The organism is Providencia sp. PROV076, from assembly GCF_028483405.1.
Lineage (GTDB): Bacteria > Pseudomonadota > Gammaproteobacteria > Enterobacterales > Enterobacteriaceae > Providencia > Providencia huaxiensis.
Genome location: NZ_JAMPRR010000001.1, coordinates 81853 through 95301, shown reverse-complemented (window position 1 = coordinate 95301; position 13449 = coordinate 81853). Strand labels below are relative to the sequence as shown.

At 43.5% G+C, this 13449-nt stretch carries 8 protein-coding genes; 1 reads left to right on the top strand and 7 read right to left on the bottom strand.

Features of this window, described 5'->3' with window-relative positions; all coding sequences use genetic code 11:
• Positions 1-10 precede the first annotated feature (10 nt).
• From rsmA to lptD, 4 genes are all read right to left on the bottom strand, one after another.
• Positions 11-820 carry a 16S rRNA (adenine(1518)-N(6)/adenine(1519)-N(6))-dimethyltransferase RsmA gene (gene rsmA, locus PSF67_RS00410; RefSeq protein WP_004257672.1) on the bottom strand — a complete coding sequence of 270 codons (810 nt, stop codon included), beginning with the start codon at positions 818-820 and terminating at the stop codon, positions 11-13.
• Entirely contained in the window at positions 817-1809 is a 993-nt protein-coding gene (gene pdxA / locus PSF67_RS00405; RefSeq protein ID WP_102137821.1) for a 4-hydroxythreonine-4-phosphate dehydrogenase PdxA, read from the bottom strand. The genes rsmA and pdxA overlap by 4 nt, the downstream gene beginning before the upstream one ends.
• Entirely contained in the window at positions 1793-3112 is a 1320-nt protein-coding gene (gene surA, locus PSF67_RS00400; RefSeq protein ID WP_166264427.1) for a peptidylprolyl isomerase SurA, read from the bottom strand. Before surA ends, pdxA begins: the two co-directional genes overlap by 17 nt.
• A gap of 168 nt (positions 3113-3280) precedes the next feature.
• A complete protein-coding gene (gene lptD, locus PSF67_RS00395; protein WP_195698833.1) occupies positions 3281-5653 on the bottom strand; it encodes an LPS assembly protein LptD in 2373 nt (790 codons plus the stop codon).
• A gap of 181 nt (positions 5654-5834) precedes the next feature.
• On the opposite strand from lptD, the gene djlA reads away from it, so the two are divergent.
• Positions 5835-6650, top strand: coding sequence for a co-chaperone DjlA (djlA, locus tag PSF67_RS00390; protein WP_004257658.1), 816 nt, complete (start codon positions 5835-5837; stop codon positions 6648-6650).
• Between the two features lie 305 nt (positions 6651-6955).
• Here the strand turns inward: djlA and rluA are convergent, their stop codons facing one another.
• From rluA to PSF67_RS00375, 3 genes are all read right to left on the bottom strand, one after another.
• The gene (gene rluA / locus PSF67_RS00385) at positions 6956-7609 is read right to left on the bottom strand and encodes a bifunctional tRNA pseudouridine(32) synthase/23S rRNA pseudouridine(746) synthase RluA (RefSeq protein WP_102137817.1); all 654 of its coding nucleotides are present in this window, start codon (positions 7607-7609) and stop codon (positions 6956-6958) included.
• A 137-nt stretch (positions 7610-7746) separates the two neighbouring features.
• Positions 7747-10653, bottom strand: coding sequence for an RNA polymerase-associated protein RapA (gene rapA / locus PSF67_RS00380; protein WP_272676333.1), 2907 nt, complete (start codon positions 10651-10653; stop codon positions 7747-7749).
• Positions 10654-11032: 379 nt separating this feature from the next.
• Complete coding sequence (locus tag PSF67_RS00375) at positions 11033-13384, bottom strand: DNA polymerase II (RefSeq protein WP_195697675.1); 2352 nt, start codon at positions 13382-13384, stop codon at positions 11033-11035.
• Positions 13385-13449 lie beyond the last annotated feature (65 nt).

Sequence of the window (13449 nt, the reverse complement as noted above, 5' to 3'; positions counted from 1 at the left end):
CTTCAACAGACTATTCTGAACGGTTAGAGAGATAGTTTGCCATTTTACAGTATTGTTCAACAGAAATATTTTCCGCTCGGGTGCTTAAATCAATACCCAGTTCAGTTAGCTCTTCAACACTGAATAAATCCCCTAAACTGTTACGGATCGTTTTACGGCGTTGGTTGAAAGCTTGTGTGGTAATACGACTTAAAAATTTAATATCTTTTACCGGATATGGATTTTCGCGATGAGGGATCAGCCTAACAATGGCAGAATCTACTTTTGGTGCAGGTGTAAATGCAGTCGGTGGTACTTCCAATACCGGCACCACGTTGCAATAATATTGCGCCATAACACTCAAGCGACCAAAGGCCTTGCTGCCTGGGCCTGCAACTAGGCGATTCACCACTTCTTTTTGTAACATGAAGTTCATGTCAGAAATAGAATTGGTGAATGTGAATAAGTGAAACATTAGCGGTGTGGAGATGTTGTAAGGTAAGTTACCAAAAACTCGCAGGGGTTGACCTGCTTGTTTGGCTAATTCACCAAAATCCACTGTCATTGCATCTTGCTGAATGATAGTTAATTTATCTTTTAGCTGAGGGTGAACGTGTAAACGTGCTGCAAGGTCACGGTCAAGTTCAACGACAGTCATTTTATCGATTCGGCTACCGACAGGCTCGGTTAAGGCACCTAAGCCGGGACCAATTTCTACAATGGACTGACCCGGCAGCGGGTTCATGGCATCCACGATGCTGTCGATAATAAATTGGTCAGTTAAAAAGTTCTGCCCGAAGCGTTTGCGGGCAAAATGCCCCTGATGGACTCGATTATTCATGTATTCTTAGATGTCATTTGGATAGCTAACTTTAATGCGGTGATAAAACTTCCCGCATCAGCATGACCCGTACCTGCGAGTTCAAGGGCTGTGCCATGGTCGACAGAGGTACGGATAAAAGGCAGGCCGAGAGTGATATTTACTGCTCTGCCAAAACCTTGGTATTTTAACACAGGAAGGCCCTGATCGTGATACATAGCTAACACTGCGTCTGCATGGTCTAAATACTTAGCTTGAAATAAGGTATCGGCAGGTAACGGCCCAATCAAATTAATCCCTTTTGCTCGTAGGCTTTCAAGTGCAGGCTCTATCGTATCAATTTCTTCGGTACCCATATGGCCACCTTCCCCTGCATGCGGATTTAAACCACAGACATAGATGGCTGGTTTTTCAATACCAAATTTTGTTTGTAAATCATGGTGTAAAATCGTGATGACTTCATGCAGGCTCTGTTGAGTGATGGCGGCCGACACGTCTTTGAGTGGTAGATGCGTTGTGGCTAATGCAACACGCAGTTCTTCGGTAGCTAGCATCATAACAACGCGTTCACAGCCACTTCGTTGTGCAAAGAATTCTGTGTGGCCACTGAATGACATGCCTGCATCATTAATAATCCCTTTATGTACGGGACCTGTTACAAGCGCTGAAAATTCACCATTTAAACAGCCGTCACAAGCTTTTGCTAAGCTCTCCACAACATATTGGCCATTATCAACGTTGAGTTCACCTGCTTTTGCCACCGTTGCCAACTGAACTGGTAGAACGGATAAGTGGCCTGCAGGCTGTACTTCAGTAATTGAATTGGGGGAATATTCAATTAATGTCAGAGGCAAATTGAGTGCTTTGGCACGCTGGCGTAATAAGTCAGGATCGGCGCAGGCAACCAGCTCAACAGGCCATTGCTGTTGAGCGAGCTGAATAAGTAAGTCTGGGCCAATCCCGGCAGGTTCACCGGGAGTGATGACAATAGGCTTAATTTGATTTTTCATCTGTAGATTGGCTGTCACGACCATCAACCATTTTTACGTAAGCGGAAGCACGTTGTTCTTGCATCCAGCTCTGCGCTTCTTCGTTAAATTTACGATTAAACAGCAAACGGTATGCTTGATCTTTTTGTGCCGCGTCTGTTTTATCAACGTTGCGTGTGTCTTCTAACTGAATTAAGTGCCAACCAAAATTTGATTGAACAGGTTGGCTTAATTCGCCTTTATTCAATCTCATTAACGCATCACGGAAAGCTGGGTCATAGACGTCAGGCATATTCCAACCTAATTCACCGCCTTTTAACGCACTACCCGGGTCTTCAGAATTTTCTTTTGCAGCATCTTCAAATGAGATTTTGCCTGAACGAATTTCCTGAGCAATTTGAGTTAGTTTTTGTCTTGCTTGTGCATCATCCATAATTGGAGATGACTTAATCAAGATGTGGCGCGCTTTCACTTCTGTGACAGAAATAGGTTGGCTGCCACCACTGACATCGTTAACACGTAAAATGTGGTAGCCGACACCGGAGCGAATTGGGCCAGCAATATCGCCTTTTTTCGCATTTTTCAGTTGTTCAGCAAAGACAACTGGTAATTCTTGCAGGCGTGACCAACCCATATTACCGCCTTTCAGCGCTTGGGGATCTGCGGAATAAGCGATAGCTAATTTACCAAAATCTCCACCTTTTTTCAGTTCATCTAAAATTTTATTTACTAACGCTTCAGCGGTTTTTAGCTGTTCTTGTGTTGGATTTTCGGCTAATGGGATCAAGATATGACTTAGGTTAACGCCCATTTCGTAATTTGCTTGTGAGCTCATTTGTTCAGCAAGCGAATCAACTTCTTGAGGTAAAATGGTAACACGGCGGCGAACTTCATTGTTACGCACTTCAGCAATCAGCATCTCTTTACGAATTTCGCTACGATATTGATTCATATTGATGCCATCTGCGGTTAAACGCTGTTGCATTTGCTGCAATGTTAAACCGTTTTGACGAGCGATATCAGTAATAGTTGCATCTACGGCTTCATCTGGAATATTGATTTGCATTTGGCTAGCCATTTGCAAAATGATGTTATCCATAACGAGACGCTCAAGGATCTGATGACGCAGAGTTTGATCATCAGGCACCTGTTGACGTGCGTTCTGAGCATTCAGTTTTACCGTGTTGATCATATTCTGGACGTCACTTTCCAGTACAACACCGTTATTGACGACCGCAGCGACTTTATCCATTTGCTGAGGCGCAGCCAAAGCAGTGGAGCTTGCGAACATCAGTCCCAGAATAAGCGTTCTCCAATTCTTCATAATGGTCCTATAAATATTGACTTTGATTCCGCAAAAGCGGGCTAATCTCTTTTTACTCGTCATACTTCAAGTTGCAGTGTTGTTGACTGCGCTCATTCGCACTAGTCACATACTTATGTATGCTCCCAACAGCCCTCGAATTATTAGAGCAAATTTATGTTATTTTTATCAGAAAGCGCGTTGATAAGGCATAATGCCACTTTCTAACATTTTCTGGCTACCTAAACTATGATTGTTATTTAGGCCTCTAAGTTCCACATTGATTGACCATTTATTGTCATATTCACTGCTGAACTTCTCTTTTTGCCAACCAACTATCTTACGTTCATAACCAAGATTGACTGCCCAGCAACAAGTATTGTATTGCAAACCAACCAGTTGGCTAGCAGGTTGCTGCTGTTTAGTATCATAATAATATGACCCTACAAAGCCCCAACGTTCGCTTAATGGCCAACTCACGACAGTACCCACTTGTGAAATACCACGTTGGTATTCAGGCAGCGTATAGGTATAGCCTCCGTTTGCCGTATCTTCGCGACGGAAGGTTGCTTGAATATAATCGCGGTCAACGAAACGGTAGTTCAACTGAACTAAACGATCGGCATCTAAACGGTATTCTGCAACCGCATTCCCCATGGTGACATTACCGAGGCGGCGGTCATATTGTAAACCACCCCGTAAGCCCCAGTTATCATCAATTCGCCACATAGAGTCAGTGGCCCACAATAATGAGCCCGTGTTGCTTTTATCATCAATTGGACGATTTGAATCACCTGCACGTGGGCGTTCAAAGTAATAAATTTGACCCACGGAGAAGTTAAAGCGTTCCGCTAAAGCATCGTCATAAACACGTGTTGTAACACCTGTGGTGAACTGGTTTGCAGAGGCGATACGGTCAAGGCCACTGTAAATTCGGTCACGGAATAAACCGCTATAGTCTGACTGCAATAATGAAGAGTCAAAGTTATTGATATTGTCTTGATCTTTATACGGAATATACAAATATTGGACACGTGGTTCTAATGTTTGAACGAAATCGCTGCCTTGGAAAAGGTCTCGTTCGAAGACAACTTTTGCATCGCTTTTAAACATAGGCAGAACGCGCGTCACATTTTTTTCTAAGCTTTTATCCGTATTTGAGCGAGGGATATCTTGGTCGTAATGAGTCGCATACAGTTTGATACTGTTATTCATATTTGCCCAGCCATTAGATAATGGCAGGTTCACTTCAGGCTCAATGTGTAAGCGAGTTGCATCTGGGTTATTTTTCCCCACACTCGTAAAGCGAGCCGCTTGTGCGTATGTATGCACATCAAAGGCACCTAAATTATTTTTATAATAATTGAAGTCCACCTGTGGCTCTGCTTTATAAGCACGCTTGTTGGGGTTATCCGCAAAAATTTGGAATTGTTTGTGAGTGACTTTCGCATTCCAGTTTGTATCTGAATAACCTGCACTGAATTTTTGCGTGGCGTAGCCATCGGTGGTGTTACCGTACTGGGAACTAAAGTCAGTAAAATAGCTAGGGTCGCTCACTTTGGTATAGTCAGAGCTAAAATTCCAGTGCCCTGCATAAGTCCCAGAATGGCGCCAGTAGAATAACCAGCGGTCATCGCTATCACGATCTTCACGCTTACCACGTTCTTTGTCTTTGATATAAGCTCGGTCATGATTTAGAAAATCAAAGGCCACGGTCCCTGTACCAGGAGCAATGAGGTAACGGAATTCATTATTTAATTTTACACCACGGTGGGTCATAAATTGAGGTGTAATCGTGGCATCGTAGTTTGGCGCAATATTCCAATAATAGGGTAATGAAAACTCTAGCCCATCGTTACTTGAATAACTCCCAGTCGGAATTAAGAAACCGGAACGACGTTTATTACCAATTGGTAATTGCATATATGGGCTATAGAAAATAGGTACGTCACCGACTTTAAAACGTGCATGCCAAATTTCAGCGACTTCTTCTTCGCGGTCGATTATCACTTCAGAGCCTGCAACGCTCCAGCTATTATTGCCGGGTAAACAGGTCGTGAACGTGCCGTTTTCCATAATTGAATAACGGTTTTCACCACGCATTTTCATTTTTTTCGCGTCACCACGCCCCTGACGGCCTACCATCATGTAGTTACCATCATTCACATCCGTGTTTTTATTATCTAAGTTAGACCACGCAGAAGGGCCTTTTAAGATAATTTGTGGGTCATCGTAGTGAACATTTCCGGTTGCCGTGACTTCGCGCACAGGGAGTTCACCCGCTGTTTCTGTTTGGGTGAGCTTCACATTATCAGCGGTTAATGTTTGGTTCCCTTGTTGAATATCGACATTACCTTCATATTCAACAAAATTAGGGTATTCACCACGGACATCTTCAGCGGTAATGTGAATCGGCAGGTCGTTAGGGTCACCTTTTACAATCGGTTTTGTGTAAACAGGGACACCCAGCATACACTGCTGTGCAAGGTCAGCATGCGCTTGCTGACTATAAATTGCCGCCCATACCATGGTGGCGAGTAGTGTTGGATAGCTTTTTTTCATCATTAAATATGGGGTTCCGTCATCATTGGCATCGCCAGCAAACGCTCAAAGACTAACTTAGCCAACCACTTTGCGCCAGTATAATGTAAGAAACTTTACGCGCGGGTAGTTATGCATAGAGCTGAATGAATAGTATGATAATGCAAAATTGCATTTTGAGCATTGAAGAATTGAGGGATATATGCACTATTGGGGCAAAATTATTGGCGTTATACTCGCAATCGTCTCTGGATTGGGCTTTTGGGGAGCGCTAATTGGGTTAATTATTGGGCATGGTTTTGATAAAGCATCGATCCAACGTAAATTTGCAGGGAGAATGAATAAGCGAGATCGCCAAATCATTTTCTTTGCGAGTACTTTCCAAATTTTGGGGCATTTAACGAAGTCCAAAGGCCGTGTAACCGAGACAGATATTCAGCTTGCGACCAATTTAATGGACAGAATGCAATTACACGGAGAAACACGAAAAGCGGCTCAACAAGCGTTTAGAGAAGGTAAATCCCCTAACTTTCCATTACGAGATGTATTAAAACAACTACGAATGGCTTGTTATGGCCGTTTTGATTTGATTCAGATGTTTCTGGAAATTCAATTACAAGCTGCTTTTGCAGATGGACAATTACACCCGAACGAACGAAAAGTGTTGTTTATCATTGCAGAAGAGCTAGGTATTTCTAAAGTTCAGTTTGAACAGTTCTTGGATATGATCCAAAGCGGTCGCCAATTTGGTCAAGGTTACTCTCAGCAGCAATCAGGAGGGTATTATCAGCAATCGAATGGCCCAACCCTTGAAGATGCTTGTAAAGTGCTTGGTGTGTCTCCCAGTGACGACCCAACAAAAATTAAGCGTGCCTATCGTAAATTAATGAGCGAACATCACCCAGATAAGCTGGTTGCAAAAGGTTTACCGCCAGAGATGATGGAGATTGCGAAGCAGAAAGCGCAATCAATCCAAGCAGCTTATGACTTAGTTAAGAAGGAGCTCGGCTTCAAATAAATTTCCCCGTCATATTTCGCGCCGCAGCGTTGTTGGCTGCGCTCGCGCACCCTAGTCACATACTACTGTATGCTCCTAGGGATTCGCTCTCTTGCCGCCTAGCTGCAACACGAACTATTTAGGGGAAATCAGGCTAACGAAGAAAAACCAAAAAATCTCGCTTTGTTGTCTTCATTCATGAACCCTAGTCACGTAGTTATCTACGCTCCTAAGGATTCACTCTCTTGCCGCCTAGCTGCGGCACGAACCATTTAGGGTATGCTAGGGGGAGGGAAAATTAATCAAACGATCAAATAAATCTAGCATTAAAAATCCGGTGGGCAGGTAAAATGCATTGGCGTGCCATATTCAGGATGGGTGATATATAATTCCTGTGCATGTAATTGTAAGCGAGGGGCGAGCGCTTTGGCTTCATCGTGAGCATAAAAGCGATCACCAAGGATTGGGTGGCCTAAAGCTAACATATGAACTCTCAGCTGGTGAGAACGACCTGTAATCGGTGACAGTTTCACGCGAGTTGCTTGTTCTTCATATTGTAAAACTTGGTACTCAGTTTGTGCTGATTTCCCTGTTTCGAAACACACTTTTTGCTTAGGGCGGTTTGGCCAATCACAAATCAGTGGTAAATCAATCAAACCTTCTTCTTTTTCTAAATGCCCCCAAACACGAGCAATATAGACTTTTTTGGGCTCACGCTCCCTAAATTGGCGTTTAAGCTCTCGCTCAGCCTTCTTGTGCAGTGCCACAACCATGACACCACTTGTCGCCATATCTAAGCGATGTACGGATTCAGCTGCGGGAAAATCACGCTGAACACGACTCATAATGCTGTCGTGGTGCTCAGGAGCTTTCCCAGGCACAGAAAGTAGCCCACTTGGCTTATTCACCGCAATAATATGGTCATCTTGGTAGAGCACATGCAGCCAAGGTTCAACGGAGGGATGGTAAGGTTCCATCATAAGGTATATCGCTCCCAAAGCTCTTAAAATAAATTCTCCCTCTAATGAGGGAGAAATTGGTGATAATTTTAAGCTACGTTCACCATAATTTAAATAGCTAATAATAAGTGGATTGAATGGCTTAGCACCTAATACGCTTATTGATGAGTCACCACAACTAAGCGGATGGCATCTAGGCGCCACGTAGCTTGGTCGATATTGGTCATCAGTTTTTGGCGCTCTTCTTCAATGATATCAAGCTCTTCATCACGGATGTTTGGGTTGACCGCTTTAAGTGCTTCTAAACGAGAGAGCTCCAGCGTCAGCGCCTTATCCGCAGCTTCTTTTGCATTTTCTATCAATGTCTTGGCTTCTTTTTCGATCATTGGTTCAGATAAGCGTAATACCGAATGAACCTCATTTTGTACGGCATTGACCAATTTGCTCGCCATATGGCGGTTAATGGCATTTAATTGGCGGTTAAAACTTTCAAACTCAACTTGAGATGATAAGTTATTACCTTTTAAATCAATTAATAAACGTACCGGAGTTGCTGGTAAGAAACGACTAATTTGCAGGTTTTTAGGCGCTTGCGCTTCCACAACGTAAATGAGTTCAGTCAATAAGGTGCCAACAGGCAATGCTTTGTTTTTCAATAAAGAAACTGCGCAGCTGCCGGTATCGCCAGATAACACTAAATCTAAACCATTACGAATAATAGGGTGCTCCCAGCTGATAAATTGCGTGTCTTCACGGGAAAGCGCTTGCTCTCTATCAAATGTGATGGTGCAACCATCTTGAGGAAGCCCTGGGAAATCAGGTACTAACATATGGTCTGAAGGGGTTAGGATAATCAAGTTGTCACTTTTATCTTCTTGATTAATACCCACGATATCAAAAAGATTGAGTGCAAAGTTGACCAATTCGGTATCGTTATCACCTTCGCCAATTTCTTCAGCTAATTGATTACCCGACTCGCCACCGTTTGAATGCATTTCAAGTAAACGGTCACGGCCTTGTTCTAATTGTAATTTTAAGCTGTCATGTTCAGCACGGCAGGTTTTAATAAAATCATCAAAACCTTCAGTGACTGTCGGTTCAGCCATAAATTGCAGTAATGGTTGGTAGTATTTATCGTAGATAGCGCGACCTGTTGGGCAGGTATGTTCAAAGGCATCTAAGCCTTCGTGATACCAGCGGATCAACACCGATTGTGCAGTACTTTCTAAATAAGGCACATGGATGCTGATATCACGGCTTTGGCCAATACGGTCTAAACGGCCAATACGCTGTTCGAGTAAGTCTGGATTAAACGGCAGGTCGAACATCACTAATTGGTTAGCAAATTGGAAGTTACGTCCTTCAGAGCCGATTTCAGAACACAATAGCACCTGTGCCCCTTCTTCTTGAGATGCAAAATAGGCAGCCGCTCGGTCACGCTCTAATAACGATAGCCCTTCATGGAACACAGCAGCACGAATCGCTTCGCGTTCGCGTAAAACTTGTTCTAATTGTAAAGCAGTTGCGGCTTTCGTGCAGATCACTAACACTTTTTCATGGCGGTTTGCGGTCAAAAAGCCCATTAACCATTCAACACGCGGGTCAAAGTTCCACCAAGTGGCATTTTCACCTTCAAACTCTTGGTAAATTTGCTCTGGATAGAGCATCTCTTTTGCACGTGTTTCAAGGTCTTTTTTACTGCCCATAATACCCGCCACTTTAATTGCGGTTTGGTATTGGGTGGGTAAGGGCATTTTTAACGAATGCAATTCACGGCGAGGGAAGCCTTTAACACCATTGCGGGTATTTCTGAACAATAGGCGACTGGTACCGTGGCGATCCATTAACATGTTGATCAGCTCTTGGCGTGCAGCATGGCCATCTTCACTTTCAAGGTTTGCCGCTTTTAGCAGTGGTTCGATATCTTGTTCTTTGATTAGCTCGTTAAGTAAATTTTGCTGGTCATTAGTCAGTTTGTCACCCGACAGTAATAAGGAAACCGCATCAGCAACTGGACGGTAGTTTTCTTGCTCAGCAATAAAGTCTTGGTAATCATGGAAACGGCTAGGGTCAAGTAAACGCAGGCGAGCGAAGTGGCTTTCTTGGCCTAGCTGTTCTGGTGTTGCCGTTAATAGCAAAATAGACGGGATATTTTCGGCTAATGTTTCAATCACTTGATATTCACGGCTCGGGGCAGTCTCGCTCCACTGTAAGTGGTGAGCTTCATCGACAACCATCATGTCCCAGCCAGCTTCAACTAATTGGTCAAAACGCTGCTTATTGCGGCGGACGAAATCCAGTGAACACAGAACGAGTTGCTCTGTTTCAAATGGGTTATCGCTATCATGTTGCGCTTCACTGTAACGGCTATCATCAAACAGAGAAAAGCGCAGGTTAAAGCGGCGCAGCATCTCAACGAGCCATTGGTGCTGTAAGCTATCAGGAACAATAACTAAGACACGTTCAGCACGGCCTGCCATCAATTGCTGGTGGATAATCATCCCTGCTTCAATGGTTTTACCTAAGCCCACTTCGTCAGCGAGTAATACGCGCGGGTGGTGGCGTTTTCCCACTTCATTGGCAATATGTAATTGGTGTGGGATCAAACTTGCACGAATGCCGCGTAGCCCTGTCGCTTGGTGTTTGACTTGCTCGCTTTGGAATTTGCGTGCACGAAAGCGCAAAGCAAAACGATCCATACGGTCAATTTGCCCAGCAAATAAACGGTCTTGCGGCTTATTGAATGTGAGCTTGCTGTCAAGGAACACTTCTCTAAGGCTCACACCGGTTTCTTGCGTATCTAAGCGTGTGCCGATGTAAGTCAATAATCCTTTATCTTCTTCAATGCTTTCAACTTGAAGTTGCCAGCCTTCGTGGCTGGTAATGGTATCACCTTCATTAAACATCACTCGGGTAATAGGGGCATCACTGCTAGAGTACAGGCGGTTTTCGCCACTAGCAGGGAAAAGCAGCGTTACCATACGGGCATCAATTGCCACGATGGCACCTAATCCAAGTTCGCTTTCTGTATCGCTGATCCAGCGTTGACCAAGAGTAAATGGCATAGATTTAACTTAATTCCATAAAATTGAGAGTTTATTTTTTAGATTTTTTAAGACAATTTTTATCAGTGTCTTCGCCCAGTGTTGGTGTAACTCATTAGCTAGTTACACAAGGAAGAGTTCGAATTATTTTAAAAACAGTCGTTACCTGATGATTAATTATACACATTTAATCATTCAAATTGCAGCAAAGTAAGCATCAAAGCGTTTGCTGGGCTTGTGGCCAAGACAATAAGCAATGTCTATTTGAATTATAACGGGTATTGTTGATTATCACGCATAATTTGTGTAGCCAGACGTGCGAGATACCAAAGGGGCGATATATTAATTCAACCGAGGGCTATCGTCACCTGTTAAAAAAGCATCAAAGGTGGAATAAATTTTAAAACAAAAGGGTGATTTGCCCAGTTAGCAGGGTATCAAAGTCATCTTGTAAGAAAGGTAAGATGGCATCGGCTATTGGCTTGATTTGCTTAGCGATATAATGTTCGTAATCCGGTTTTGCTGTGATGATTTCCAGCGGTTCAGGCCCCGCTTGAGTGATAATATAGTTTATCCAACCGCCATTTTGGTACTGCAAAGGCCGCTGTAATTTTAAATTATAATCATCAGCGGCACGAGCGGCTCGAACGTGGGGAGGAACATTTTTTTGGTAATCAGTCAATTTTCGGCGCAGACGTTTACGGTAAACTAAACGGTCATCATATTGGCCTGAACGAATATTTTGTACATATTCACGAATATATTCACGGTAAGGTTGGCGATAAAAAATACGGGTATAGAGCTCTTTTTGGAATATTTGTGCTAAAGGTGTCCAGTCTGAGCGAATGGTCTCCAACCCTCTAAATACCATGGTGTCTTTACTCAGCCCTGCATAGCGCTTTTTACTCCCCATTTCGGCACCACGTACCGTTGGCATCAAAAATCGGCGGTAATGGGTTTCATATTCGAGCTCTAAAACACCCTCTAATTGCCACTCTTCTGCTAAATGTTTTTTCCACCAGCTATTCACGTAATCACGTAAAGAAAAACCAATTTTTTGCGCTTGTTCTTCATTGTGGGCATCACGTAACCACACAAACGTGGAGTCGGTGTCCCCATAAATAACCTGATAACCCTGTGACTCAATCAAACGTTTGGTTGTACGCATGATTTCATGGCCACGCATGGTGATTGACGCAGTTAGCCTTGGGTCAAAAAAACGACAACCTTCAGCCCCAAGTACCCCAGCAAATGCGTTCATAATAATTTTCAACGCTTGGGATAGCGGTGCATTATGTTCTTTTTTGGCTTTATCCCGTTCTTGCCAGATATGGCTGACAATATCGGGTAAACAGTGGGTTGTACGAGAAAACCAAGCTTGGCGAAAACCGGGAACAGAATATTCAAGGTCTGGATGCGCTAATCCTTCAATCATACCCGCAGGGTCGATGAGAAAAGTTCTAATAATTGAAGGATATAGGCTTTTGTAATCCAAAACTAATACGGAGTCATATAGCCCGGGTTGGGAGTCCATGACAAAGCCCCCAGGGTTCAGTTGCATTTTATGTTCCGTAAAGTTGGGAGCGACAAATCCAAGGCGGTGTAAACGGGGAATATAAAGGTGTGAGAATGCCGCGACAGACCCGCCCATTTTATCGACAGCAAGGCCGGTTACTGTTGAACGTTCCTGCAAGAACGCCATTAAATCCGTTTTTTCAAAGATCCGATGGACTAAAATACAGTCTTGAATATTGTAATGTGCCAAAGCGGGTTTATCGTGAGCAAAGCGGCGGTTGATCTCATCCATTCGGTCATAAGGGGTATCAATCGCTTTACCTTCACCAAGTAGCGCTTGGGCGACAGACTCTAAACTAAATGAGGAAAAACTCCATGTCGCGGCTTTTAATGCATCGATACCATCAATAATTAACCGGCCTTCAGCGGCAGCAAAAAATACCCCTTGTTTAAAGCCATGCTCTCGCCATTCCAGTTTTTTGCTTTGTCGGCCAAATAATAAGGGGATGCCATAACGCTCTGCATGCTTTTGTAATACTTGTAGGTCGAATTGGATTAGGTTCCAACCGATGATGGCATCAGGGTCGTATTGGTGAAGCCATTCATTGAGTTTATGAAGTAATTGCGGGCGGCTATTCACATAAATTAAGCGATGTTCAGTGCTCAATGCCGGCCCTTGTTCTGGCCCTAACATAAATACCACGTTGTCACCACAGCCAGACAACCCTATCGAATAGAGTTCACCATGTTGACTGGTTTCGATATCAAGGGAAACGGCTTTGACTAAAGGGCGGTAGCCTTCGCAAGGCTTTAGTTGAAACTCCCCTTGCTGATTTCGAGAAAACCAGACAGAGGCCGCGATAAAGCGTTCCATTAAATAGCGTTCACTTGGGCGAATATCGGTTTCTAATAATTCGACACCCAATTCGTTGCAACTTTTTTCAAGATTTTGCAATTGTCGATATTGGTGGCAATAAATTGCATAGACTTTTTCGCGTTTAAAATCAATTAATTCAAGGAGCCGATAGGTAATGCTGGGTTGCTCATCTAATAGATGTTTTACTTGAGGGAATTGAGATTCGGCTAAAAAGCCAATCGCTTTTTGATAGGGGACAGTGACCTTTTGAGGTTGGTTATCAGTGAGTAGCCAATAAGAGACCTCAACACCGTGGCGGGTGTCTTTCCAGTGGCGGCTAAGAATAAAGCCTCTTTCTGCTGGAGCGATAAGTTGGGTCATTAGGCTACTCGCATAAAACTCGTATAAAAATAGTTACGATAAATATACGCGAATGGTGTGAATTT

What these genes read in the sequence shown, in the direction of transcription:
- rsmA (WP_004257672.1), bottom strand. Translation starts at nt 820, where the DNA reads ATGAATAATCGAGTCCATCAGGGGCATTTTGCCCGCAAACGCTTCGGG.
- pdxA (WP_102137821.1), bottom strand. Translation starts at nt 1,809, where the DNA reads ATGAAAAATCAAATTAAGCCTATTGTCATCACTCCCGGTGAACCTGCC.
- surA (WP_166264427.1), bottom strand. Translation starts at nt 3,112, where the DNA reads ATGAAGAATTGGAGAACGCTTATTCTGGGACTGATGTTCGCAAGCTCC.
- lptD (WP_195698833.1), bottom strand. Translation starts at nt 5,653, where the DNA reads ATGAAAAAAAGCTATCCAACACTACTCGCCACCATGGTATGGGCGGCA.
- djlA (WP_004257658.1), top strand. Translation starts at nt 5,835, where the DNA reads ATGCACTATTGGGGCAAAATTATTGGCGTTATACTCGCAATCGTCTCT.
- rluA (WP_102137817.1), bottom strand. Translation starts at nt 7,609, where the DNA reads ATGATGGAACCTTACCATCCCTCCGTTGAACCTTGGCTGCATGTGCTC.
- rapA (WP_272676333.1), bottom strand. Translation starts at nt 10,653, where the DNA reads ATGCCATTTACTCTTGGTCAACGCTGGATCAGCGATACAGAAAGCGAA.
- PSF67_RS00375 (WP_195697675.1), bottom strand. Translation starts at nt 13,384, where the DNA reads ATGACCCAACTTATCGCTCCAGCAGAAAGAGGCTTTATTCTTAGCCGC.